The sequence below is a fragment of the Mesorhizobium sp. B2-4-2 genome (assembly GCF_006442845.1).
In the GTDB taxonomy this organism is placed as follows: domain Bacteria; phylum Pseudomonadota; class Alphaproteobacteria; order Rhizobiales; family Rhizobiaceae; genus Mesorhizobium.
Genome location: NZ_VFVM01000006.1, coordinates 213,920 through 238,153 on the forward strand (window position 1 = coordinate 213,920; position 24,234 = coordinate 238,153).

Annotated in this window: 26 protein-coding genes, 1 other RNA gene and 1 pseudogene; 10 read left to right on the forward strand and 18 right to left on the reverse strand. The window is 63.3% G+C overall.

All coding sequences use genetic code 11. The annotated features are described in order from the left end of the window. The first annotated feature begins 19 nt into the window (after positions 1 to 19). The gene (locus tag FJ942_RS16065; RefSeq protein WP_140559668.1) at positions 20 to 1,852 is read left to right on the forward strand and encodes an ATP-binding protein; all 1,833 of its coding nucleotides are present in this window, start codon (positions 20 to 22) and stop codon (positions 1,850 to 1,852) included. A 217-nt stretch (positions 1,853 to 2,069) separates the two neighbouring features. Here the strand turns inward: FJ942_RS16065 and FJ942_RS16070 are convergent, their stop codons facing one another. Together FJ942_RS16070 and miaA are read right to left on the reverse strand one after the other, a co-directional pair. Beyond that, positions 2,070 to 2,861: a GGDEF domain-containing protein gene (locus FJ942_RS16070; RefSeq protein WP_140495351.1), complete on the reverse strand. Its 792-nt coding sequence runs from the start codon at positions 2,859 to 2,861 to the stop codon at positions 2,070 to 2,072. 106 nt (positions 2,862 to 2,967) lie between these two features. After that, a complete protein-coding gene (miaA, locus tag FJ942_RS16075) occupies positions 2,968 to 3,939 on the reverse strand; it encodes a tRNA (adenosine(37)-N6)-dimethylallyltransferase MiaA (RefSeq protein ID WP_140559557.1) in 972 nt (323 codons plus the stop codon). On the opposite strand from miaA, the gene serB reads away from it, so the two are divergent. After that, positions 3,923 to 4,810 carry a phosphoserine phosphatase SerB gene (gene serB / locus FJ942_RS16080; protein WP_140898192.1) on the forward strand — a complete coding sequence of 296 codons (888 nt, stop codon included), beginning with the start codon at positions 3,923 to 3,925 and terminating at the stop codon, positions 4,808 to 4,810. The genes miaA and serB overlap by 17 nt on opposite strands. Then, positions 4,807 to 5,370: a GNAT family N-acetyltransferase gene (locus FJ942_RS16085; protein ID WP_140559555.1), complete on the forward strand. Its 564-nt coding sequence runs from the start codon at positions 4,807 to 4,809 to the stop codon at positions 5,368 to 5,370. Before serB ends, FJ942_RS16085 begins: the two co-directional genes overlap by 4 nt. Here FJ942_RS16085 and FJ942_RS16090 read toward each other — a convergent pair whose 3' ends face one another. The 8 genes and pseudogenes from FJ942_RS16090 to FJ942_RS16125 form a co-directional block, all read right to left on the reverse strand. Further along, positions 5,371 to 5,631: a toxin-antitoxin system HicB family antitoxin gene (locus tag FJ942_RS16090; RefSeq protein WP_140495345.1), complete on the reverse strand. Its 261-nt coding sequence runs from the start codon at positions 5,629 to 5,631 to the stop codon at positions 5,371 to 5,373. It abuts the gene before it with no gap. After that, a complete protein-coding gene (locus tag FJ942_RS16095) occupies positions 5,628 to 6,053 on the reverse strand; it encodes a putative toxin-antitoxin system toxin component, PIN family (RefSeq protein ID WP_140495343.1) in 426 nt (141 codons plus the stop codon). The genes FJ942_RS16090 and FJ942_RS16095 overlap by 4 nt, the downstream gene beginning before the upstream one ends. 55 nt (positions 6,054 to 6,108) lie before the next feature. After that, a complete protein-coding gene (locus FJ942_RS16100; protein ID WP_140495341.1) occupies positions 6,109 to 7,623 on the reverse strand; it encodes a DegQ family serine endoprotease in 1,515 nt (504 codons plus the stop codon). 138 nt (positions 7,624 to 7,761) lie between these two features. Then, positions 7,762 to 7,949, reverse strand: a pseudogene (locus FJ942_RS16105) (DUF2065 domain-containing protein). Between the two features lie 6 nt (positions 7,950 to 7,955). Next, positions 7,956 to 8,924, reverse strand: coding sequence for a protease modulator HflC (locus FJ942_RS16110; protein WP_140516509.1), 969 nt, complete (start codon positions 8,922 to 8,924; stop codon positions 7,956 to 7,958). Beyond that, positions 8,924 to 10,045: an FtsH protease activity modulator HflK gene (gene hflK / locus FJ942_RS16115; protein ID WP_140495337.1), complete on the reverse strand. Its 1,122-nt coding sequence runs from the start codon at positions 10,043 to 10,045 to the stop codon at positions 8,924 to 8,926. Before hflK ends, FJ942_RS16110 begins: the two co-directional genes overlap by 1 nt. Before the next feature lie 166 nt (positions 10,046 to 10,211). After that, on the reverse strand, positions 10,212 to 10,730 hold the full coding sequence (locus FJ942_RS16120) for a dihydrofolate reductase (protein WP_140559551.1): 519 nt from the start codon (positions 10,728 to 10,730) through the stop codon (positions 10,212 to 10,214). Then, positions 10,730 to 11,740 carry a DUF4424 domain-containing protein gene (locus FJ942_RS16125; protein WP_140898194.1) on the reverse strand — a complete coding sequence of 337 codons (1,011 nt, stop codon included), beginning with the start codon at positions 11,738 to 11,740 and terminating at the stop codon, positions 10,730 to 10,732. The genes FJ942_RS16120 and FJ942_RS16125 overlap by 1 nt, the downstream gene beginning before the upstream one ends. Before the next feature lie 124 nt (positions 11,741 to 11,864). Here FJ942_RS16125 and cobF point away from each other — a divergent pair, with 124 nt between their 5' ends. Beyond that, positions 11,865 to 12,629 carry a precorrin-6A synthase (deacetylating) gene (cobF, locus tag FJ942_RS16130; protein ID WP_140495330.1) on the forward strand — a complete coding sequence of 255 codons (765 nt, stop codon included), beginning with the start codon at positions 11,865 to 11,867 and terminating at the stop codon, positions 12,627 to 12,629. A 103-nt stretch (positions 12,630 to 12,732) separates the two neighbouring features. Here cobF and FJ942_RS16135 read toward each other — a convergent pair whose 3' ends face one another. From FJ942_RS16135 to FJ942_RS16160, 6 genes are all read right to left on the reverse strand, one after another. Beyond that, positions 12,733 to 13,074 carry a winged helix-turn-helix domain-containing protein gene (locus FJ942_RS16135; RefSeq protein ID WP_140495328.1) on the reverse strand — a complete coding sequence of 114 codons (342 nt, stop codon included), beginning with the start codon at positions 13,072 to 13,074 and terminating at the stop codon, positions 12,733 to 12,735. Positions 13,075 to 13,165: 91 nt separating this feature from the next. After that, a complete protein-coding gene (gene modC / locus FJ942_RS16140) occupies positions 13,166 to 14,278 on the reverse strand; it encodes a molybdenum ABC transporter ATP-binding protein (RefSeq protein ID WP_140898196.1) in 1,113 nt (370 codons plus the stop codon). After that, on the reverse strand, positions 14,275 to 14,979 hold the full coding sequence (gene modB / locus FJ942_RS16145) for a molybdate ABC transporter permease subunit (protein ID WP_140495324.1): 705 nt from the start codon (positions 14,977 to 14,979) through the stop codon (positions 14,275 to 14,277). Before modB ends, modC begins: the two co-directional genes overlap by 4 nt. A gap of 15 nt (positions 14,980 to 14,994) precedes the next feature. Beyond that, on the reverse strand, positions 14,995 to 15,789 hold the full coding sequence (gene modA, locus FJ942_RS16150; protein WP_140898197.1) for a molybdate ABC transporter substrate-binding protein: 795 nt from the start codon (positions 15,787 to 15,789) through the stop codon (positions 14,995 to 14,997). A gap of 731 nt (positions 15,790 to 16,520) precedes the next feature. Beyond that, complete coding sequence (locus tag FJ942_RS16155; RefSeq protein ID WP_140557590.1) at positions 16,521 to 17,315, reverse strand: thymidylate synthase; 795 nt, start codon at positions 17,313 to 17,315, stop codon at positions 16,521 to 16,523. 303 nt (positions 17,316 to 17,618) lie between these two features. Beyond that, positions 17,619 to 17,930, reverse strand: coding sequence for a DUF2853 family protein (locus FJ942_RS16160; RefSeq protein WP_140495320.1), 312 nt, complete (start codon positions 17,928 to 17,930; stop codon positions 17,619 to 17,621). A 167-nt stretch (positions 17,931 to 18,097) separates the two neighbouring features. On the opposite strand from FJ942_RS16160, the gene ssrA reads away from it, so the two are divergent. Then, positions 18,098 to 18,458, forward strand: a transfer-messenger RNA (tmRNA) gene (gene ssrA / locus FJ942_RS16165). A 115-nt stretch (positions 18,459 to 18,573) separates the two neighbouring features. Beyond that, positions 18,574 to 19,125, forward strand: coding sequence for an AAA family ATPase (locus FJ942_RS16170; protein WP_140516525.1), 552 nt, complete (start codon positions 18,574 to 18,576; stop codon positions 19,123 to 19,125). Between the two features lie 64 nt (positions 19,126 to 19,189). Here FJ942_RS16170 and FJ942_RS16175 read toward each other — a convergent pair whose 3' ends face one another. Next, positions 19,190 to 20,395, reverse strand: coding sequence for a multidrug effflux MFS transporter (locus FJ942_RS16175; protein WP_140516527.1), 1,206 nt, complete (start codon positions 20,393 to 20,395; stop codon positions 19,190 to 19,192). Positions 20,396 to 20,581: 186 nt separating this feature from the next. Between FJ942_RS16175 and FJ942_RS16180 the strand changes: the two genes are divergently transcribed. The 4 genes from FJ942_RS16180 to FJ942_RS16195 all read left to right on the forward strand — a co-directional run bounded on the left by FJ942_RS16180 (position 20,582) and on the right by FJ942_RS16195 (position 22,392). Next, positions 20,582 to 21,271 (forward strand): TetR/AcrR family transcriptional regulator, encoded by a 690-nt coding sequence (locus tag FJ942_RS16180; RefSeq protein WP_140495314.1) that lies wholly within the window; start codon positions 20,582 to 20,584, stop codon positions 21,269 to 21,271. 142 nt (positions 21,272 to 21,413) lie between these two features. Then, positions 21,414 to 21,947 (forward strand): SspB family protein, encoded by a 534-nt coding sequence (locus FJ942_RS16185; RefSeq protein WP_140495312.1) that lies wholly within the window; start codon positions 21,414 to 21,416, stop codon positions 21,945 to 21,947. 18 nt (positions 21,948 to 21,965) lie between these two features. Beyond that, positions 21,966 to 22,163 carry a DUF4169 family protein gene (locus FJ942_RS16190; RefSeq protein ID WP_140675360.1) on the forward strand — a complete coding sequence of 66 codons (198 nt, stop codon included), beginning with the start codon at positions 21,966 to 21,968 and terminating at the stop codon, positions 22,161 to 22,163. A gap of 7 nt (positions 22,164 to 22,170) precedes the next feature. Beyond that, a complete protein-coding gene (locus FJ942_RS16195) occupies positions 22,171 to 22,392 on the forward strand; it encodes a ribbon-helix-helix domain-containing protein (RefSeq protein WP_140516531.1) in 222 nt (73 codons plus the stop codon). Positions 22,393 to 22,404: 12 nt separating this feature from the next. Here the strand turns inward: FJ942_RS16195 and FJ942_RS16200 are convergent, their stop codons facing one another. Beyond that, positions 22,405 to 24,198 carry a chloride channel protein gene (locus FJ942_RS16200; protein ID WP_140898199.1) on the reverse strand — a complete coding sequence of 598 codons (1,794 nt, stop codon included), beginning with the start codon at positions 24,196 to 24,198 and terminating at the stop codon, positions 22,405 to 22,407. Positions 24,199 to 24,234: the final 36 nt, after the last annotated feature.

The following is a 24,234-nucleotide window of genomic DNA, read 5'->3' on the forward strand; positions in this document are numbered from 1 at the left end:
AATGGGGATTGGCCTGTCCATGTATGTCGAACGCGAAGCCTCGGTCGGAGAACCGACATCGCAGGAGCGCCGCAACGCCGAACAGAACGACAGGCGCATCCTGGGCAATGTCGTGCAATGCGACGGTGCGCGCGCCACCATCAGCGCCTTTGCGGACGACGTCGACGGCGCGGTGACCGGCCTGTGGACGGTCGGCAAGATGATCTCGGTCAATCTCGGCACCACGCGCACCGTCGGCCTGGTCTATGCGATCGGCAAGTCGGATCGCGCCTGGAACAGCGAAGGCCAGAACGCCATCGAGGTCAGCATCGAGCTGATCGGCGAAGTGCGCGACGGCGCCGAGCCCGGCTCCAAGCCGATCTTCGACCGCGGCATCACCACCTATCCCCATATCGGCGCCATCGCGCACCGCATCCGCAGCCGTGACCTGCAGGCCGTCTACGATCTGGCCGGGCGTCATTCGATCACCATCGGCTCGCTGTCGCAGGACGAGGCGATCGCCGCCAACATCGCCATCGACGACACGCTGGCGCGCCACTTTGCCATTGTCGGCACCACCGGTGTCGGCAAGTCCACCGCCGTCTCGCTGCTGCTGCGCAAATCGATCGCGGCGCGGCCGGATCTGCGCATCCTGATCCTCGATCCGCACAACGAATTCGCCGCGTCGCTGCCCGAATATTGCGTCAAGGTCGATTCCAAGACGCTCGACCTTCCGTTCTGGATGTTCCGGCTCGAGGAATTCGCCGAGGTTCTGTTTCGCGGCCGCGAGACCGTGCCCGACGAGATCGATGCGCTGCGCGACCTCATTCCGCTCGCCAAAAACCTCTATCGCAACCCCAATTCCGGCGCCTATCTCAGGCGCGGCAGCGATGCGCTGACCGCCGATACGCCAGTGCCCTACCGCATTGCCGATCTGCTCAAGCAGATTGACGAGCGTATGGGCATGCTTGAAAGCAAGAACGAGCGCCCGACGCTCAAATCGCTGAAGACTCGCATCGAATCGGCGGCAGCCGATCCGCGCTACCGTTTCATGTTCAACTCGCGCCTGATCGAGGACACCATCCACGAGACCATAGGCAACATCTTCCGCGTGCCGCATAACGGCCGCCCGGTGACCTGTTTCGAAATGGCCGGCATGCCGTCCGAAGTGGTCAATTCCGTCTGTTCGGTGCTGGCGCGCCTGGCGTTCGACCTTGCACTGTGGAGCGAGGGCAAGCTGCAGCTCCTATTGCTGTGCGAAGAAGCGCATCGCTACATGCCGGCCGATGCGCGCCTCGGCTTCGCGCCGACAAGGCACGCGCTGTCGCGCATTGCCAAGGAAGGCCGCAAGTATGGCTGCTATCTCGGCGTCGTCACCCAACGCCCGGGCGAACTCGACCCGACCATCCTGTCGCAATGCTCGACCTTTTTCGCCATGCGGCTCGCCAATGAGCAAGACCAGGCGATCATCCGCTCGGCCATCGCCGACTCGTCCGCCTCCACGCTTGCTTTCCTGTCGTCCATGGGCCAGCGCGAAGCCATCGCCTTCGGCGAAGGCGTGGCCACGACGATGCGGCTGAAGTTCGAGAGACTGCCGGCTGAACTGATCCCCGGCACGGCGAAGCGCGAACAAGCCATGTCGTCGAAAACCGGCGACGATGTCGATTTGGTGGCGATCGTGGAACGGCTTCGCAACGTTCCAAAGCCGCAGCAGCAGGCGATGGCCTTTGCCGAAGTGGTCGATTCTGGCCGCCAGGCTGGCGATCCCGACTACCGCAAGCCGCCGGCCGCACGCGTGCAATCGGATGATGATTTCGATATGCGCTACGGCCTCAAGCCCGCCACCTTCGGCATGCGCCCCCAGAACGATTGAGCCTGCAAGCTCTCTGACGACCGGCCGGGAAGCCGCACACAAGCTTCCAAAGGCTTCATCGAACCAGCTTGGTCAAATCCCGAAAGGGAATTCATGAGGCCGGATTGAATGGCGTGGTTTTCGAGAAGCCGGAGCGGAGCGGACATTCAGTCCGTGAGCACCGGAAGTCGAAAAAGCCGCGTCAGGCAACCGGCCTCATGAATTCTTCTTCGGGATTTCAGGCGCAGACGCGGTTGCGGCCTTGCCTCTTGGCCTCGTAGAGCTGGCGGTCGGCGCGGCGATAGAATTCTTCCGCCGTCTCCTTGCGGTCCCAAACGGCAAGGCCGACGCTGGTGGTGATCTTGAGCCGGACATTGCCGGAGAGAACCGACATGTTGGCGATCGCCTTGCGGATACGCTCGGCGAATTTCGACAACAATTCCGCCTCCATGTTGGGCGTGACCACGGCGAATTCCTCGCCGCCCAATCGCGCCACCACGTCATGGTAGCGCGTCATGTCCTTGAGACAGCTGGCGACGGCCTTGAGCACCTCGTCGCCGACGTCGTGGCCGTGTGTATCGTTGACCTGCTTGAAATGATCGAGGTCCAGGATCATCAGCCCGACGGGTTTCTCGATGCGCTTGAACTCTTCGAGGTATTCCTTCAGCGCGTCGTCGAAATAGCGCCGGTTCTGCATGCCGGTCAGGCTGTCTGTCAGCGCCGCATGTTCGAACGTCTCGGAGCGGGCGCTCAGCGACACGGTCATGGCGCGCAGCTTGCCTTCCTCCGTCGCCTGCCTGCGGATCAGCGGGTATATGAAGAAGATGCCGAAGAACAGCGCGGTCGCGAGCAGCACGCCCGTCGCGAAAAGCAGCTTGTTGAGGTAGATGACCTTGTCCAGGCCGGAGGCCGTGTGCAGTTCGGTGGCAAAGGATTGCAGCAGTCCATAGGCATGCAGCGTCACCAGGCCGGCGGCCAGGATCACGAAGATAAAGACGAAAAACGCCGATTCCGCCTTGTGGAAACGCATCTGCTCCCCGATGGAAAAATGCCCATCGACCTTATGGCATGGCGGGCCTTACGGAGGGTTAATTTGGACAACCACAACGAGAACCTTTCCGTGAAGGAAAGGCTTTCTAGGTTGCATTAGCAACAAGCGTTTGGATCGTGGTTTCGATATCGTCACCAGGATGCAATCTTTGCCATTCCGGTCCTAGCTGGTGCCGAAACCAGGTCGTCTGCCGCTTGGCATATTGCCTGGTTGCGATCTTGGCGCGTTCGATCGCCTCGGGAAAACCCGATTGTCCGGCCATCGCCGCTTGCAGTTCGCGAACGCCGATCGCCTTCATCGCCGGCAATTGCGGATCGAGACGAAGCGATGCGAGTTGCCTGACTTCGTCCAGTGCGCCCTTGGCCAGCATCTGGTCGAAACGCCTTTCGATGCGTCCGACCAGCGCGGCCCGGTCCGGCTCGATGACAAAGAAGCGGGCCGTCTGTCTGTCTATGAGCGGCCGGCCCCGCGCGGCCTGCCAGTCCAGGATCGAGCGGCCGGATGCGTCGAGCACTTCGAGCGCCCGCACGATGCGCTGGCTGTCCGTGGGCTTCAACTGCATGGCTGCCCTGGAATCCTCGCGCAGCAGGATGCCATGCAGTTTGACGGCGCCTTGCTCCTTCAACTCGTAGCGCCAACGGTCGCGTACCTGCCGCGGAATGTCGGGCATTTCCGAAATGCCCTCGGCCAAGGCGCGAAAGTAAAGGCCGGTGCCGCCGACGAAGATCGGTCGCCGCGAGAGCGCACCGTCTTCGATCAGCCTCGTCACGTCGCGCAGCCACGCCCCGGTCGAGTAGGCGGTGCCGGGATGGACATGCCCATAGAGATAATGCGGTGCCCGAGCGAGGTCCGCCGCCTCCGGCCGGGCAGTCAACACGTCGAGAACCGAATAGGCTTGCATGGAATCGGTGTTGACGATCACGCCGCCTATACGTTCGGCCAGGTCGAGCGCCAGCGCCGACTTGCCGCTGGCGGTCGGCCCGGCTATCAGGATCGCATTCTTCACGCGGCCTTCGCCCGCATCCGCACCGGAATTATCGATGCCGCTTGTCGCCACGCTTGTTTCCCATCCCGCCGATCGTGCCTTGTCGCCATCGCTTGCGAATATGGCCTCACGGTCGGTGGGCGCAAGCACTGTTCGCTGGATGGCCGAAGACATTGCCTGCGATCTCGCACTGCCGGCGAATGCACAAGCCGACGAGGCGACCGCCAATCTACGCGCGGCGCTGGCCGCCGAGCCGATCGACGTGATCGTCCAGCAGTCGGCAACGCGCCGCAAGAAGATCCTCATCGCCGACATGGATTCGACCATGATCGACCAGGAATGCATCGACGAGCTAGCCGACGAGATCGGCGTCAAGGAGCACGTCGCGGCGATCACCGCACGATCGATGAATGGCGAGATCGCCTTCGAGCCCGCCCTGCGCGAGCGCGTGGCGTTGCTCAAGGGGCTCGATGCGGCCGTGGTCGATCTGATCGTTGCCAACCGGTTGACATTGGCCTCCGGCGGTCGCGCGCTGGTGCAGACGATGCGGGCCAACGGCGCCTGGACCGCGCTAGTCTCGGGCGGCTTCGAGGTCTTCACCTCACGCATCGCCGCCATGCTCGGCTTCCATGAAAACCGCGCCAACCGCCTGCTCGAACAGGATGGCCTCTTTGCCGGGTTGGTCGGCGAGCCGATCCTCGGCCGCGCCGCCAAGGCCGAGGCGCTGATCGAGATCACGGCGCGTCTCGGCCTCACCCCGGCCGATGCCATTGCTGTCGGCGACGGGGCCAACGATCTCGACATGATCCGCCTTGCCGGCACCGGTGTTGCGCTGCATGCCAAACCGATGGTGGCTGCACAGGCAAAGGTTCGCATCGACCATGGCGACCTGACCGCATTGCTCTATCTGCAAGGCTACGGGCAGGAAGAGTTCGTCCAATGAAACCAATGCGCACCGAGCGCCTGATCCTGCGCAACTGGGAGGATCGCGACCGGGAGCTGTTCCATCGCATCAATTCCGATGAACGCGTGATGGAGTTCTTCCCCTTCCGTCGCGGCCGCGCCGCAGCAGACGCCAAGATGGACGAACTGCGGGCCATCATCGATCGGGACGGCTATGGCTTTGCCGCCGCCGAGGTCGCCGCATCAGGTCAATGCATCGGCTTTGTCGGTATCACCGGGACCGACCATCTGCCGTTCCTTCCCGCCGGCACCGTTGAGGTCGGCTGGCGGCTGGCGCCCGAATTCTGGGGCAAGGGTTATGTCACGGAAGCTGCCGAGGCATGGCTGGCCTACGGCTTCGAAAAACTCGGCCTTGGCGAGATCGTCTCCTTCGCGGTCGAGAACAACCGCCGCTCCACTGCCGTCATGAAGCGCCTCGGCATGACCGCCGATCCCTCGGCCAACTTCGACCACCCCGGCATTCCCGACAGCCACCCGGAGCTGAAGAGGCATGTGTTCTACAGGCTGACGAGCGCGGATTGGCGGAAGAATCGTCGCTGATCAATGCCTGTCAGGTGGAAATTCGTCGCCGGACTGTGGCGATCTGTCTGCGACCCGCCCCAGCATTTTCGCGAAATCGCCCGGTGACGCGTCGCCGGCACGACGACGCAGGAAGTCAGCTGCCGCTTCCATTGCCCCGACCTTTTGCGCCACAGCCGACGCAATCCATTGATTGAGCGACACGCCATCGGCCTTCGCGAGGCGCGCGGCTGCTTCCTTAACCGACTGTGGCAGTTTCAGCGGATAAGTCGCTTTGCTCATGTACGAAGTCCTTCCAAGAACTCGGCCGGGCTCACAAGCAGTACATCAAAACGGCCTGCCGCAGCTAGGAAGTCCCGGCGATTGTGAGTCACCAACGCATCGGCCCGGCCGTTGATCGCTGCTTCAAGCACCATCTCATCCTTCGGATCGTTCAATTGCGGCCGCCAGAGAAAGTGCAGCTCGACCGGCTCAGCCAGCAATGCAAAGCCGGCCAGCAAACGGCCCAGATCCGGCGCGGACAACCCGTGAGCCGCCACCTGCTCGGGTCTGGCCAGCACGGTTTCATATTCAAGAAACAGCGCTGTCGTCACTAATGGGCGAATTTGCCGATCCGCAATCAGCTGCAGGATGGCGAAAGACGCGCCATTCCTGCTTCGCAAGCCTGCCGTCAAAACGTTTGTGTCCAGTACGATCCGCCTCACAAGTCAAAATAGTACATCCCATGGGATGTTACAATATGACCATCGTTAGCGATCCTCAGTCCATCCGGATCGTCACAAACCTCAGCTCACCGGTCTTGGACGCCAGCATCAACAGTGCGTTCTTGCGTCCCTGCTCCTTCAGCGCGCCGATCCGGTCCATCACATCCTTGGGCGTGGCAACCGATTCCTGTGCAATTTCGGTGATCACCTCGCCCGGCTGGATGCCGCGTTCAGCCGCGGCCGAGTCCTTGGCGACATCGGTGATGACGACGCCCGAAACATCGGCGGCGATGCTGAACTTCTTGCGCGTATCGTCGTTCAATTCGCCGACGGTCATGCCGAGCACCGAGGCCGTCGAAACCGCCGGCGCCTTGTCGCCTTTGTCCTGGTCGGTGTTGCCGTTTTCGCCGCTGGCGAGCTTCTCGCTGTCCTCGAGCCGGCCAAGTGTTACCTTCACCGTTTGCTCGACACCCTTGCGCACGATCAGCACGTCGACCGCCTTGCCGACCGGGCTCTCCGCGACCACACGCGGCAGGTCGCGCATTTCGTGGATGTCCTTACCGTCGAACTTGATGATCACGTCGCCGGCCTGGATGGTGCCGTTGTCGACCGGTCCACCCTTGATGACGCCGGCGACCAGCGCACCCTTGGCGGTCGCCATGCCGAGGCTCTCGGCAATGTCGTCGGTCACCGGCTGGATGCGCACGCCAAGCCAGCCGCGCCGCGTTTCGCCATATTGGCGCAGTTGCTCGACAACGCCCGATGCGAGCTGCGAGGGGATGGAGAAGCCGATGCCGATCGAGCCGCCGGACGGCGAAATGATCGCCGTGTTGATGCCGATGACCTCGCCGGCGCTGTTGAACAGCGGCCCGCCCGAATTGCCGCGGTTGATCGCGGCATCGGTCTGGATGAAATCGTCATAGGGGCCTGAATTGATGTCGCGGTTACGCGCCGAGACGATGCCGACCGTGACCGTGCCGCCGAGGCCGAACGGATTGCCGATCGCCATCACCCAGTCGCCGACGCGCATCTTGGTGGAATCGCCGAACTTCACCGCCGTCAGCTTGTGGCCCTTCGGATCGACCTTGAGCACCGCGACATCGGTCTTGGTGTCGGTGCCGACCAGCGTCGCCTTCAGCGTGACTCCATCGGAGAAATTGACCTCGATATCGTCGGCATCGGCGATGACATGGTTGTTGGTGACGACGATGCCCTGCTCGGCGTCGATGACGAAACCGGAGCCGAGCGACTGCACTTTCTGCGAGCCATTGTCCTTGTCGCCGCCGCGGTTCTTGAAGAAATCGTCGAAGAAATCCTGGAACGGCGAGCCTTCGGGAAGCTGCGGCATCGGCACCGCGCCCGGACCTTCCGTGCCCTTCACCGTCTGCGACGTCGAGATGTTGACCACCGCGCCGAGCAGGCCTTGCGCCAGGTCGGCCACCGAAGCAGGCCCGTCGGCGGCCATTGTCGGCGTCACGAAGGCCGGAACGGCCACGGTGCCCAGAAGAAGCGCTGCCGCGCCAGCGACGAACGTGCGTCGAGCCGCGCGCAAAAGGGTGTTGGATGTCATCGAGAAGCCTCCCGGCACTTCTGAAAGAGAAAAGCGCTTCGACGGAAACGCCGTGTCGCGCCATGATGGCAAGAAATAGGGCACGTTTGCGGCTATGGCTATTGGCAGAGTGTAAAACCCGCGTTTTTGCACACCCCCCTAGCCGCCGCGGATCAGCCAGACGATACCGACGCCGGCGCCAATCGCACCAGCCCGGCAATCCGCAATGCATTGTCCGGCAATGACAGCACCTCGCCCGCCAGTTTCCTGGCGAAACCGGGAAAGCCGCCATAGACCAGGCCCTCAATGACGACGACCAGGCCTATTGCCGCGAAGAAATCCTGCACCGGCCGCTATTGGCCGGTGCTGGGCGAAGCCGCGGGTGCCGTCGCCGGGGCGGCAGGTGGTGCCGGCTGCGGAGCCGCCGGCCTTGCCGGCGCCTCCTTGCCGTCAGGGTCGCGGAAGAAACGGAAGAACTCCGAATTCGGCGACAGCACCATTGTCGTGCCGGTGTTGTCCAGCGCCGTGCCATAGGCGTTCATCGACCGGTAGAAATCGAAGAACGCCGGATCGCGCTGATAAGCCTCGGCAAAGGTGGCGCTGCGCTGCGCCTCGCCCTCGCCGCGCAGGATTTCGGACTCCTTCTGCGCTTCCGCGATGATCTCGACCACCTCACGGTCGGCGCGGGCCTTGATGCGCTGCGCCGCCTCATTGCCGCGCGCCCTCAGCCTTTCGGCCTCAGCCAGACGTTCCGCCTTCATGCGATCGAAGGTCTGCTGCGAGACTTCGGCGGTGAGGTCGGTGCGGCGGATGCGGACATCCTCGATCTGCAGGCCGAGCGAGGTGGCGTCGGGCCGTAGCTGATCGCGCACTTCGCGCATCATCACAGCGCGCTCCTCCGAAAGGGCGGCCTCGAAGTCGCGCAGACCGTAGACGCGGCGCAAGGCAGCGTCGAGACGCGTCCTCAGCCGCGCTTCGGCGAGCTCGATCTGGCCGGATACGGCGGCACGGAAGACACGCGGATCCGAGATGCGGTAGGCGATGAAGGCATCGACCTCATAGAACTTGCCGCCCGAGACCTGGACGCGGATGTTGTCGAGGTCGAAGCGCAGCACCCGATTCTCGATCAACTGCACCGTGTCGGCGTCGAAGAACGAGAACGGCGCCTTGAAGTAGATGCCGGGCTCGGTCTTGACGTCGACGATCTCGCCGAACCTCAGCACCAGCGCCTGCTGGCGCGCATTGACCACGAAGACTGACGAATAGAGCAGGAACAGGATGACCGCCGCGATGACGACGATGACGGGGAGACGGTTGGCCATCACTGGTTACCTCCCGTCGTCGCGCCAAGCGGGGCCGGAGCCGGCGCTTTCTGCTGCAATGCCGGCAGCGGCAGATAGGGGACGACCCCCTGCCCGTTGCCTTGCTCGACGATCACCTTGCCGGAGTCCTTCAGCACCTTCTCCATCGTTTCCAGGTAAAGCCGCTTGCGCGTCACGTCGGGCGCCTTCGCATATTCGTCATAGACGGAGATGAAGCGCTGGGCCTCACCTTCGGCCTCCTGCACCACCCGGTTCTTGTAGGCGGCCGCGTCTTCGCGGACCTGTGCGGCCTCGCCGCGTGCCTGGCCGAGCTTCTGGTTGGAGTACTGGTTGGCCTGCTCGACGAACTTATCCTCGTCCTGCTCGGCGCGCTGCACCTCGTCGAAGGCGTCGGCGACCTCACGGGGCGGCGCCGCGTCCTCGATCGAGATGGCGTTGACCTGAAGCCCGGCCTTGTAGCCGTCGAGCGTGGTCTGGATGATCTCACGCACCGAAGCCGCTATGCCCTGGCGGTCGTCACGGAAGATGTCCTGCGCCGGCCTGCGGCCGACGGCCTCGCGCATCGCGCTCTCGGCGACCTGCCGCAGCATGCCATCCGGGTCGGAGACGTCGAACAGATAGGCGCGGGGATCGGAGACCTGATAGGCGACCGAGAACTGCACGTTGACGATGTTCTGGTCGCCCGAAAGCATCAGCCCCGACGTGTTGCCGCTGGACGCGCCACCGCCAATGTCGACGAGCTGCTCGGAAATCTTGGCCGTTTCGACGGTTTCGAGCGGCCACCAGTGGAAATGCAGGCCGGGCTGCGACAGCTCGGCCTTCGGCTTGCCGAAGCGCAGCTCGACCGCGACCTCATCGGGCTGCACGGTGTAGACTGCCTGGAACGCCCATAGCACGACCAGCGCCGCGCCGATCAGCCCGAATATGGCCGGACTGGCGCCGCCACCGCCGGGCAGCGCACGCCGCAGCCTGTCCTGGCCACGGCGGATGATGTCCTCGAGGTCGGGAGGCGAGCCTTGCGGTCCGCTTGGCCCCTTCGGTCCCTGCCCCCAGGGTCCCTGATTGTTGCCGCCGCCGCCCCATGGGCCGCCGCCACCGCCACCTTTGTCGTTCCAGGGCATGAATGTCCTTTCGCTTGGAATTCCCTCAAGCGCCGGAATTTCGGCGCAAATCCAGTCTTGTTCTTCTATAGGGACGCCACGGCATGCTTTCAACGCGATGCTCTGCCGGCATCATCGGTTTTGGGCCGGTCGCGACCCTTTGTCGTCTTTAAACGCCTTTTTTCTTTCAATGGCTCTCGCGGCGTCGCTCGTAAACCGTATAGCGCGTCGCGTGGCTGTCCTTTTCGCCGACCGGGATCTCCTGCGAACTGACTTCGCGCCAGCGTTTCGGATCGATCGGCGGGAAATGCGCGTCGCCGTCGACAGCGGCCAGCACATGGGTGACATGCAGCCGGTCAGCGAGCGGTAGCGCCTGCGCATAGATTTCGCCGCCGCCGATGACGCAGACCTCGTTCACCCCGCTCATGCAGCGCCCACGCACATCAGCCAGCTGGATCGCGTTCTCGAGCGTATGCGCCACCTCCACCCCGTCGGCGCGCCAAGCCTTGTCACGGGTGACAACGATGTTCAGCCTGCCCGGCAGCGGCCGGCCGATGCCTTCATAGGTCTTGCGTCCCATGATGATAGGTTTGCCCATCGTGTCTGCCTTGAAGCGCTTGAGATCGGTGGAAAGCCGCCAGGGCAGTCCCCCGTCCCGCCCGATGACGCCGTTCTCGGCGATGGCGACATAGATTGCCACGTGCATCAGTTGCCGTTCCCATTGTCGGATGGATCGAGGATAAGGATGTCGATGTCGCGCTCTGGATAGAAGTCCTCAGCCGTCATCTCGAAACTCGTCGGCCCGACCTTCCTGACATTGTCGCCGCAGAACGAGACCAGGGCTTTGGGATTGCCCTTGTCGACGGTCAGCTTGAACTTGCCGTTGCTGCCGGCCGCCCAGTTGCCGCCGGTGGTCAGGATGTAGGCGATGCGGCTCTCGTAATATTTTGGATAGCCGTCGGGATCGTTCTTGGCAGCCTTGCGCACTGCGTTCTCGAACGTGTCGTCCATGCAGTAGCGGGACTTGTAGGCGGCGTACTGTCCCTGGAACTTGCCGTCGTAGAAGAAGCTGACCGACGAGGTGCCGCCGACGCTCGGTTTGTAGCGGTGGGAAACGTGGACGTCCTTGTTGGCCGGAAAGGTCGAGCGCCACCAATAGGTCGAGCGCAATTGCCAGAACGGTGCATAGTTGGGTTTCGCGCCAGGGCTGTCATCGACAGTGTCCTCGATGATGATGCCGCGGGTGACCCAGTCGTCCGCCACCGTTTGCGGCAGCTTCGCGAGCGCCGCCTTTGCCGCTTCGCCGAATGGGTTGAAAGGCACGTTCTGCGCCTTCAGGTCGGCACCGATGTCGATGCCGAGCGCGAACGCCTTCTGCTCGAGCTCAGGCTTTGCCGCCACGCCGTCGATCGTCACCTCGAAGCCAAGGAAATTGTCGCTCTGGTTTTCGGGGATCGCCGGCATCTCCTCGGGATCGCCGGAGATGTCGGGCATTGGGAAGGCGACGATCGCGTCGACGTCCTTATCGGTGTTGTTGTGGAACACGTAATCCACGGTCACCTTTTCCGGCGAGATGAAGAGGTCCTCGCTCTGCATCGCCACGGCATCGCTGCGCGACAGCACCAGGCCGCCGGTGCCGAGTTCGGCAACGGAATCATTGGCGAACGCGGGTGCGGCCGACAAGGCCAGCACCGCCGTCAGAACATATCGCAACATGAAAGCCCCTCGGCGAGAATGTCGCGACGACCCTAGCGGTTTCAACGTGGCGTTTCAAAGCCCTTCCGCATCCGCGCCACGCCAGTCTGGACTAAAGGGTTGCGATCGGGCAGGAGTTCGCTTCATGCGCAAGCTTCTCGTCATCGGCATCGGCGCCGGCAATCCCGACCATATGACCGTGCAGGCCATAGACGGCCTCAATCGGGCCGACGTGCTGTTCATCCCCGACAAGGGTGCGAAGAAGAACGATCTTGCCGAACTGCGCCGTCACATCTGCGACCGCTTCGTCACCAACCCGAATTCACGCCGCGTGGAATTCGACGTGCCCGTGCGGGCCGAACCGGCGCCTTCCTATCGCTCGACTGTCGATGACTGGCACGAGGCAATCGCCGCCATCTATGAAGACCTGATCCGCGAAGAGATCGCCGAGGATGGTTGCGGCGCCTTCCTGATCTGGGGCGACCCCTCGCTCTACGACAGCGCGCTGCGCATCCTGGAGCGCGTACGCCTCAGGGGCAACGTCGCCTTCGAACTGGAGGTTATTCCCGGCATCACCGCCATCCAGGCGCTCGCCGCCAGCCACGCGACAGCGCTGAACCGCATCGGCGATTCCATCCTGATCACCACCGGCCGCCGGTTGACGGAAGAAGGTATGCCGCAAAATGCCGGCAGCGCCGTCGTCATGCTTGACGGCAAATGCGCCTTCAACACGCTCGCCGACCAGGATCTTTTCATCCAATGGGGCGCCTATCTCGGCACGCCGGACGAAATCATCGTCTCCGGCCGCCTCCGCGACGTCGGCGCCGAAATCGAGAAAATCCGCGAGCAGGCCCGCGGGGAAAAGGGCTGGATCATGGATACGTACGTGCTGAGGAAGGTAGGGGAGTAGGGCAGTAAGGCAGTAAGTGAACGAGACATCGGGAGCCGGAACACAAGAAAGCACACGAAAAATTCGACGCGCCCGAGTTGGTCTGCCCTACTGCCCTACTGCCCTACCCCTCCTCAATCTCCGCCTGCAACGCCTCCATATGCGTCGCGGCCGCCGAAGCCGCCGCGCGTTCGATGGCGCGGAAACGGCTGACTACGGCCAGGCCCACCGCCGTCAGTTGCGCGCCGCCGCCCTTGCGGCCGCCGGTCTGCGCGGCCACCAGCGGCTTGCCGAACACCCGGTTCATGTCCTCGACCAAGTCCCACGCATGCTTGTAGGACATCTCCATGCCGCGCGCGGCGGCCGAGATCGAACCGAAGGCGGCGATCTGCTCCAGCAATTCGATCTTGCCCGGCCCGATGCGCCCGTCGGGGTCGAGGTTTATCCGCAAGCTCAGCGACGGCATTGTCTTCCTCCGCGATCACGCCGCCATGTTAGAGCGTCCCTGGCGGCCTCGCTATTCCAAATCGATATAGCGCAGAGACCCGCTCGTCGTCTCAGCCGTCCGCCTCCGCGGGCAGCCCGCCCCCGGTGTTTGCCTGGTCGAAACTCACCGTCTTGATCACGGCGAAGACCTGTCCGCCGAGCCGCAGCTTCAGAACCTGCCGCGACTGTTCGGTGACCCGTGCCAGCACGGTCGCGCCGTTGCAGTCGATACCGATCTCGACCGTCGGCCCCTCGCCCGGCCTGATCGCGACGATCGTGCCGGCCAGGATGTTGAGCGCGCTGAGACCCGACGGCCGTTCGGTGGCGATCATGACGTCGCGCGCGCGGACGCGGATACGCACCGGCGCGCCCACCATCGCCGCCAGCTTGGGCACGCGTATCTCGCCGGCGTTCGAGCCAAGCACCGTCATGCCGAAAACCTCGTCATGCTGCAGTACGCTGGTGTCCAGCACCGCGCCGCCCTCGCCGCGCTCCTCCGCCGGCAGAAGGTCCGGCCTTTGCATGACAGCCGTGGTCGGGCCGCTGGCGGCAAGCTTGCCTCGCGCCAGCATCACCACGTCGCTCGCCAGCCGCGCCACCTCGGCGATCGAATGGCTGACATAGACGATCGGGATCTTGGTCTCGTCGCGCAGGCGCTCGACATAGGGCAGGATTTCGGCCTTGCGCGCCTCGTCGAGCGAGGCCAGCGGCTCGTCCATCAGCAACAGCCGGGGGCTGGCGAGCAGCGCCCGGCCGATCGCGACGCGCTGCCTCTCGCCGCCCGAGAGCTTTGCCGGCCGCCGCGCCAGCAGCGGCTCGATGCCGAGCAATTCGACGACGGCGTCGATCTCGGCATAACGCTCCGCCGCCGGCGTGAACCAGCGGCCATAGCGCAAATTGCTCGCCACGCTCATATGCGGAAACAGACGCGCGTCCTGGAACACCATGCCGATCCGGCGCCTGTGCTTCGGCACGAAAATGCCCTTGGCCGTGTCGACCAGCACACGGCCATCGACCTCGATGCGTCCCTGGTCGGGCCGGATCAGCCCGGCAATCATATTGATCAGCGTCGTCTTGCCCGAGCCGGAGGGCCCGAACAGCGCCGTCAGCCGCCCGGCGCTCTCGAAGCGGATGTCGAGGGGGAAGTCGCCGAGCCGATGGCGGATGTCGACAAGGACGCTCATTCGATGTCCATCCGCCGGCCGACGCGCCGCGCCAACACTTCCGAGGCCACCAGGGCGGCCATCGAGATGACGATCGAGATCAGCGTCAGCCGAAGCGCTCCGGCATCGCCGCCCGGCACCTGGGTGAACGTGTAGATCGCCGACGGCAGCGTCTGCGTCTCGTTGGGGATGTTGGAGACGAAGGTGATCGTCGCTCCGAACTCGCCCATCGCCTTGGCGAAGGAGAGGATGGCGCCGGCGATCAGCCCAGGCAGGATCAGCGGCAAGGTGATGGTGCCGAACACCCATGGCGGGCTGGCGCCGAGCGTTCCGGCCGCCGCCTCCATCTTGCGGTCGACGGCCTCGATCGACAATCGGATCGCCCGCACCATCAGCGGAAAACCCATGACGCCGCAGGCAAGAGCCGCACCCGTCCAGCGAAAGGAAAAGACGATGCCGAAATGCTCGGCCAGGAATGCGCCGGCCGGCCCGCGCTTGCCGAAGGTCAGAAGCAGGAGATAGCCGGTCACCACGGGCGGCAGGATCAGCGGCAGATGCACCAGCCCGTTGAGCAGCGTCTTGCCCCAGAATCGGCCGCGCGCCAGGAGCAGCGCTATCGCTATGCCCGGCGGCAGGCTGGCGATCATCGCCACTGTCGCCACCTTGATGGACAGCCGGACCGCATTCCATTCGTCGGGAGTGAGGTCCAGCAGCCAGTTCATGCGCAGGTGGCTCTCCTAGTTGACGGGCGCAAGGACCGTGAAACCCTGCTCCTTGAATAGATCCGATGCCTTTGCCGTCCGCAGGCACTTCAGGAAGGCAGGCGTGTCCTTGTCCTTCGAATCAGCCGTCTGGGCAACCGGATAGATGATCGGCGGATGTGAATCCTCGGGGAAAACACCAACCACCTTGACGCCCTTTTCGGCATGCGCGTCCGTGGCATAGACGATGCCGAGAGCCGCTTCGCCCATCGAGACCAGCTTGAGTGCCGCACGCACATTCTCGGCCTGCGCCACCTTGCCCTCGACCGAGGACCAGACGCCGAGCGATTCAAGCGCGGCCTTGCCGTATTTGCCAGCCGGCACAGCCTTGAGGTCGCCCATGGCGAGCTTGCCGTCGCCGACCAGCTTGGCCAGATCAAAACCCTTTTCGATCTTGGCTTCAACGCCCGAATCCTTCGGCGCCACCAGCACGATCTGGTTGCCGAGCAGCTTCACTTCGGTATCGGGCTTGGTCAGCTTCCTGTCGGAAAGATACTTCATCCAGTCGAGATCGGCCGAGATGAAGACGTCCGCCGGCGCGCCGCTTTCGATCTGCTTGGCGAGCGCCGAACTCGCCGCGTAGGAGATGGTCGCCGCTTCGCCGACATCAGCCGCGCAGGCCTTGTTGACCGCGTCGAGCGCGTCCTTGAGGCTGGCGGCCGCAAACACCACGACCTCGTCTTGCGCGCGCGCCGCCGGCACTGCTGCCGTCCACGCCGCCGCGAAGCCACCAATGGCGACCGCCGCCACTGCAAAACCGTTGCGCGTCATGAAGCTCTCCCTGAGTTGGCATCCGGCCTGCTCGAAGCCTGCCATCCGATATATCCGGATGAATATAACAAGGAAAGATTTTTTGCCCAGCGTCGCCATTGAATGCGCGGCGTCATCGCGACCTGCGATAGACCAGCACGGATACAGCGAAAGGCAGACGAAGACGTCACAAGAAAATCGGCGCCCGTTGCCCTCGACGGAACCAAGGCTGAAATCTTCTAAAGCGCGTCGTTCCCCCAAAACTGCGGTCACTTTTGGGCGACATAGCTGTCGCCGCCGTGATCTGTTGGGAGAGGCGAGACAATGTCTAAATGCAGATAAGTGTGTGTCGAAACGAGCCTTCCGGCGTCTTCACCATCCGCACTTTGCAGACATACCGCGTCTCGCTTGATATGGCGCTTGCGGGAAGGTCATTCCCCTCTGCGTCAGCGGGCTTGCAAGTCGCGCGGGGACAGTTTGGCAGCTTCGCAGCTGGATCGTCGCAGAACGGCTTCATGCTGTTGTTGATGCATTCACACCCGCACTCGGCAAATGCGTGGGCATTGAAAGCGAAGACAAAGACGAGCGCAAATACCGCTGCTGACAGTCGCATGGACGCCTCCCCCGGAAATCTCCTGGCCTGAGGGTAAGGTCGACCGATCTTGTCGAAAAGATATCAAAACGACGTACCGGCGAGGCACCACCATCGCCACGGCCTCGAGACATCAGGTCGGCAACGTTGCGCCGGCGGTTCAGACCGCGATCGGCGCCTTGATCGTCGCGTCGGCGACATAGTTTTCCAGCCGGAAATCCTCGAAGCGGAAGGCGAAGAGATCCTTCACTTCAGGGTTGATCCACATGGTCGGCAGCGTTCTTGGCGTGCGCCGCAGCTGCTCGCGCGCCTGCTCGAAATGGTTCGAATAAAGATGCGCGTCGCCGAGCGTATGGACGAAATCACCGGGCTTCAGGCCGGTCACCTGCGCCACCATCAGCGTCAGCAGGGCGTAGGAGGCGATGTTGAACGGCACGCCGAGGAAGATGTCGCCGGAACGCTGGTAAAGCTGGCAGGAAAGCCGGCCTTCCGAGACGTAGAACTGGAACAGGCAATGGCATGGTGGCAACGCCATCGCCTCCACCTCGGCCGGATTCCAGGCCGAAACGATCAGCCGCCGCGATTGAGGATTGCGGCGTATCTCTTTCACAAGATTGGTTATCTGATCGATCGACCCGCCATGGCCGTCCGGCCAGGAACGCCACTGCTTGCCATAGACGGGGCCAAGGTCGCCATTCTCGTCAGCCCATTCGTCCCAGATGGAAACGCCATGGTCGGTCAGATATTTGATATTGGTTTCGCCGGCCAGGAACCACAAAAGCTCATGAATGATCGATTTCAGGTGCAGCTTCTTGGTGGTGGTGACGGGAAAGCCGCGCGCCAGATCGAAGCGCATCTGGTAGCCGAACACGGAGCGCGTGCCCGTGCCCGTGCGGTCGCCGCGGTCGGCGCCATGATCCAGCACGTGCTGCAGAAGGTCGAGATACTGGCGCATCGGTTCGGCTCGATTCGATTGTGCGAGCATTATAGCTGCTAGACAGGCGGCCGAACACATCAAAACGGCGCAGGCGACGCTTGCCTCATCACCGTTTCGGCGTCTGCGCCGACATCCAAGCAAACTGGCCGCAGCCTCGGTGTCCGTCTTGCAACCCCGGCAATTGGCGAAACCATCGGTGACAGCATTCCTCTCCCCGTCTCTATACGGGGAGAAGATGGCGGCAGCCAGATGAGGGGCAGCACAAGCCGTGCCCGTTACAAACCAGCGGCGCGCTTCAGCAGCCGCGCGAGCACGGAATTCTCAGAGCGAACCGAGCTTTCCCAGGTCCTTGGCAACGAGGTAGTAAAAAGTCACTCGATTCTTGGTGTTGTCTGCGGCCATCGCCTTGCAGGTCTTCTCGATCGCAGCATCTGCCTTCGCCGCATCGGCGACGCCGAGCTTCTTGCCGACCCAGTTTTCCCGGACGCGCTCGAGTTCTTTGGGATCGGTGCAGGACACCAGCGAGGAGTCGCGGTTCCTGAGCGCGATGCCCAGATGCTTGACGATCTTCTCAACAATTTCCGCACTCGCCGCGGCGTCGTATTTCTTCACGTCTGCAAGATAGTCGGCCATCAAAATTCCCCTCGTCGGCGCCACGGATCCGGTCGATGAGGGCTGTGGCGCGCTCCGCAACTCGTGCGCTCGGTCGGTAACTCCTCACCGCGGCAAAGCTTCGGTTGAGACCGTTCCCAAGTCAACCCTGCCGCGTCGCATTTTGACACAGGGACAAAGCACATTGCGGTCTTTCATTTCTGGCGATGGACCCCTATATTCGCTTCGTCGGCTTGACCGACTATGGCGATAAACTGGCGATGAAATAAGCCGTTCGGACCCGGGGGCGGTACCCGGCGCCTCCACCAAAAACCGCTCTGGAAGACGGAGCGGCTTTTGCTGGGGGCGAAATAGGATCGACGAAGGTGTAAAGATCGTACTTTTGCCCGGCATTGTACCACCGTCATCGGGCTAAACTTATAGTTGCCAACGACAACTATGCGGAAGCACGTCTCGCTGCTTAATGCAGTGCGATAGCTTCAAATCAAGCCCTAGGGGTTCGCACTTCTAGGCGGGGTTCGGAGGTACCTGGCAACAGAAACCTCCACTTCTCCCCTTTTTCATCGGCATCACGCGCAACGGCACGCTCGCGCCGGCCAGACTTCGTTCGGCCCATGGGAGGCGACGCAGTGGAGCCGCGTGCCTCCTTCGACATGGGTAAAAAATGCAAAACAATTCCGACCGATTCTTCGTGCTGACCGGCGGTCCGGGCTCCGGCAAGACCACACTGATCGAAGCCTTGCGCCGTGCAGGGTTCGCCACCTCGGTCGAGGCCGGACGCGGCATCATTCGCGACCAGTCCGCCATTGGCGGCTCCGCTTTGCCTTGGAGCGATCGCGCATTGTTTGCCGAATTGATGCTGTCCTGGGAGATGCGCTCGTACCAAGCCGCGATCGAACAGGAAGGACCGGTCTTCCTCGATCGTGGCGTGCCCGACACGCTGGGCTATCTCCGCCTCAGCGGTCTGCCGGTGCCCGATCACGTCGGCATCGCAGCGAAGCGTTGCCGCTACAACCCTCGTGTCTTCGTTGCCCCGCCTTGGCCCGAAATCTTCACGCAGGATGAAGAACGCAAGCAAACGCTCGACGAAGCCGAGCGTACCTGTCACGCGCTGGTCGGCGTCTATGCCGAACTCGGTTATGAACTGGTACGGCTGCCCCTGGCGCCTGTCGAGACACGGCTGCGCTTCATGCTGGACGAAACGGGATTGGCATGAAAAAGGCCGGGATCGCCCCGGCCTCTTTCAATTTCCCGGCCTCTTTCAATTTATTGGCGATTGCCTACTCCGCCGGCGCTTCGACGGCCTCGCGCGAACGGCCGAGCGTGATCTTGGCCAGGGTGAAGGAGATCACCGCGCAGAGCGTGATGCCGGCGACCATCGGCAACGGCGTGCCGTCGAAAAAGATGCCCGCGACACCCATGGCGAGCGCACCGATGGCGAAGTGCAGCGTGCCCATCAGCGCCGAAGCCGTGCCCGCGATCTCGCCATGCTCCTCCATGGCCAATACCGAGGTGGTCGGAATGACCAGGCCGAGAAAGCCATAGCCGACGAACAGCAGCGCCGCCATCACATCCAGCCGGTCCACACCGGAAGCCATGACAGCGAACAGTGCCACCATCGTCGTGGCGTAGCCGGTCACCGCCACCCACACCACCCGCTTGAGCCCGAAACGCTCGGAAAGCAGGCCGGTGAGCTGCGACATGCCGATGAAGGCGACGGCATTGATCGAGAAGAACACGCTATAGACCGAAGGCGACAGGCCGTAATGGTCGATCAGGATGAAGGACGAGCTCGACAGATAGACGAAGAAGCTCGCAATGCCGAAGCCCGCGATCGCCACCAGGCCGAGGAAATTGCGGTCCCCCATCAGGAAACGGTAGCCTGAAAGGGCGGTGCCAAAGGAAGAACCGGCGCGTTCTTCAGCCGGCCGCGTCTCCTTGAGCGAGGTCGCGAGCAGGATGGTTGCTAGCACCGCTGCGGCCGTGACGGTCCAGAACACGGCGCGCCAGCCGAAACTCTCGATGATCTGGCTGCCGGTCAGCGGCGCCAGGATCGGCGATACCGAGAACACCAGCATCAGCAACGACATCAGCTTGGCGGCTTCGTTGCCAGTGTGCAGGTCGCGCACGATCGCGCGCGGAATGGCCATGCCGGCGCTGGCGCCAAGGCCCTGCAGGAAACGGAAGGCGATCAGCCATTCGATGGTCGGCGCCAATGCCGAACCGACGCCGCCGACCATGAACAGCGCAAGACCGCCATAGAGCGGCAGCTTGCGTCCGACCATATCGGAGATCGGCCCGACGACGATCTGGCCGAAGCCCATCGACAGGAAGAAGATCAAAAGGCTCATCTGCACGGCTGCGGTGCCGGCGTTGAGATCCGCGCCGATCGAGGGCAATGCGGGCAGATACATATCGATGGCGAAGGGCCCGATGGCGGACAACAGGCCGAGCACGACCGCGATGCGGAGGAATTTGGGACTCATGATGTTGGCTTCTTTCGAATCTGGTTGCCGCCGCAAGGCGACGTCTGACCCCAGGACGTTCGATCCCGTGGGATTCCGACTCTCCGAGAGCGAATTGTTCGCCTGTCCAGAGGTGAACCTCTTATAGCGTGTCCACAAATTTAGACAGTCTTGTCTAAATCGTCAATCACCTCTATATAGATTTTCATGAGACCGGGTGTTTCTCCTGACAGTTTCCCGCCACGCAGCCACGAGGCCAAGCGCATCTCGGTGGTCGACGCAGCCGCTTCCGTGTTCTGCCGCGAGGGCTTTGCCGGCGCCAATATCGACCTGATCGCCGCCGAGGCGGGTGTCTCGCGCCAGACCGTCTACAACCACCATGGCGACAAGGAAAAGCTCTTCATCGCCGTAGTCCGCGATCTCACCGAGCGCTGCAATGCCGGCATCTTCGCCACCATCGCCACGTTCCCGGACCAGCCGAGGGATCTGGAAGCGGATCTGATCGGCTTTGCCGTGCGCCTGAACCAGAACTGCATCTGCAACCGCGACGGAAAATTCCTGCGCAAGCTGATCCAGACCGAAGGCGAGCGCTACCCCGAACTGTTCGCCGAATGGCGCGAACAGGGTCCTGGCAGGACATGGCCGGCAATCGCCGCCCGCTTCGCCCGCCTTGCCTATGGCGGTTACCTCGCGATCGACGACCCCGACGTCGCGGCGCGGCAGTTCCTCGGCCTCGTCAATGCTGAATTGCAGACGACCTTCATGCTCGGCGGCACCCCGGCCGAGGACGAGGTCGTGCAATCGGCGACAAATGGCGTGCGCACCTTCCTGCGCGCTTTCGGCAAGCGCCCCTCCCCGACCAGCGTCAAGAAACACGCCGCGCTTGCCAACGCGTGACATTTGCGGGTGACGCAAGCCGGCCGCGATCAAATCTCGGCAATCGTCCTCGCTTCCTCGCGGCGGCGGTCTATATGCGGTTTACGCCGCGCTCAAGCTTGATTACAGCTATGCGGACGATTCAACGGAACCCGACCGCCACATGGCCGACGACCACATCCGCTATGACATTCTGGCCCAGGAGGCGTTGCGCGGCGTCATGCGCAAGGTCCTGGCCGAGGTCGCGCGCACCGGCCTCCCCGGCAACCATCATTTCTTCATCACCTTCCTGACCGGCGCGCCGGGCGTGCGCGTGTCTTCGCGGCTGCGCGAGCGCTATCCGGAGCAGATGACCATCGTCATCCAGTTCCAGTATTGGGACCTGAAGGTCACCGAGACCGGTTTCGAGGTCGGGCTCTCCTTCTCGGACGTGCCGGAAAAACTCGAAATCCCGTTCTCGGCGGTGCGCGGCTTCTACGATCCGTCGGTTAACTTCGAACTCGAATTCGACGTCAAGACCGAAGGCCAGTCAGATGACGAGCCAGCTTCCCAGCCGGCGTCCGAACCGCTCGCCATCGTCTCCGAGAAAAAACCGAAGGCTGAGAAGAAGGCCGCCGAACCCGAGAAGAAGGCGGCCGATGCCGATGCCGCCAAGGGCGCCGAAGTCGTCTCGCTCGACGCCTTCCGCAAGAAATAAGCCTTCGGGTCGCGCGTCATGGCCGACATCGTCAATCTGCGCCAGGCTCGCAAGCAGAAGGCAAGGCTGGAGAAGGAACGCACGGCCAGCCAGAACCGCGCCCTGTACGGCCGCTCCGGGGCAGAGAAGGAACGCGACCGCCTGGTTGCCGAGAAGGCCGAGGCTTTCGTCGCAGGCCATCGGCGTCAACCGCCGCACGATCCGGACCCCAAATGAGCTTCAGGTGAGCCCGGTCGAAAAACGCTCGGTGACGATCCGTGGCCACCGCACCAGCTATTCGCTCGAAAAGCCGTTTTTTGACGACCTTGTCGCCATCGCCGTCGCGCGCAATCTGCCCCTTGCCGCGCTGGTCGCGGAAGTCGACGAAAACCGGCCGCGCGACACCAATCTGTCCTCGGCGCTCCGGATCCATGTACTGGCCTGGGCGAAGCGCGGCCGCGCCTGATGCCGGACGCCGTCAGGCAGCGCCCTCCTGTTCCCCGCGGCGGGTGCCGAACCCCAGCAGGGCCGTGCGATCGCGCTCTTCCGCCTGTTTCCTGGATCTGACGCGCATCAGGTCCTTCCAGCCGACGTAACCGACCAGCGTTCCATCGTCGCGTGCCACGACCGGCAGATGCGACACGTTGGCCATCAGGAGCTTGTCCGACAGGCCTTCCAGATATTCATCGGGATAGGCAAGCGTCACCTTGCTGCCGGCCAGTAATTCGCCGAGCGTCGTCGTCCGGTGCTTGCCGGCACGCCGCCAGCGCAGGATCGCCGGTGGATCGATGAGTCCGAGCACCTGCCTGTTGCCGTCAATGACCGGGAAGCTCGGATGACGCGTCTCCGGCGCGGTCAGGAATGCCGCTGCACCATGCAGCGTCATCGTCGCCGGCACGCTCTGGACCTGCGTGGTCATCACTTCATGCACCCTGGTCAGCGCGAACGGATCGACCCGGTATTCGCGCACCAGATGATGCCCTCGCCTGGCGATCTTCTCGGTCAGGATGGAACGTTTCATCAAAAGCACCGTCACCGCATGGGCGGCGGCGCAGGCCGCGATCAGCGGCACCAGCACATGCGTGTTGCCGGTCAATTCGACCGCGAAGAAGGTCGCCGTCAGCGGCGCGCGCATCGTGCCACCCATGGTCGCCGCCATCGCCAGCAGCGCCCAGAAGCCGGGATCGGCCGCCGGCAGGAAGCCGGCGAGCACCGCGCCCATCGCGCCGCCCATGATCAGCAGTGGCGCCAGCACGCCGCCCGACGTTCCCGAGCCCAACGCCACGGACCAGATGACGGCTTTCACCACCAACAACAGGAGTGCTGCCGTCGCGATCGTACGGCCGTCCAGCATGCTGGATATGTTGTCGTAGCCTACGCCGAGCGCCTGCGGCTCGATCAGGCCGCCAATGCCGACGACGAGACCGCCGAGCATCGGCCACCACATCCAGTGGATCGGCAGCTTCTGGAAACCGTCCTCGCAGGCATAGACCATCTGCGTCAGCAAGGCAGACAGGAGGCCGGCGGCAACGCCGATCAGGACCCAGCCGCCAAGGCCGGCAAAGGAAATCGCCATGCCGCCCTGAAACGGAAAGATCGGTCCCGGCATGTGTAGCATGGTGCGCTCGACCTCCGCCACGATGGCAGCCACCGCCACCGGAATGAAGCTGCGCGGCGTCCATTCGAACAGAAGCAGCTCCACCGCCAGCATGATGGCGGCGATCGGCGTTCCGAACACGGTGGTCATGCCCGCGGCAGCGCCCGCCACCAGCAGCGTCTTGCGCTCATTGTCGCTGACCGGCAGCATCTGCGCGATCAGCGAGCCGATGGCGCCGCCGGTCATGATGATCGGGCCCTCGGCGCCGAACGGGCCACCGGAGCCGATCGAGATCGCCGACGACAGCGGCTTCAGCACCGCGACCTTGGCGTCCAGCCGCGAGCGCCCGAGCAGGATCGCTTCGATCGCTTCTGGAATGCCGTGGCCACGGATCTTCTCGCTGCCGTAGCGCGCCATCAGGCCGATGATGAGTGCGCCGATCACCGGCACGGCGACGGCGGCATAGCCAAGCGGCGTGTCCTCCAGTTTCAGATCGGCGAGCGTGAATTGACCGAAATAGGCGACGTTGGTGGCGAGCCGGATCAATTTCAGCAGGATGATGCCGGCAAACAGCCCGGCCGTCGCCACCACCACCGCGATGCCCGCGATCAGCAACACCCTGGCGTCGGTGGTGAAATCGCGCAGATGTCCGGGACTGCCCTGTTCGGTCTTCATTGCCTGCCTGCTTTCCGTGGCGTGTCGCTGTTGGAG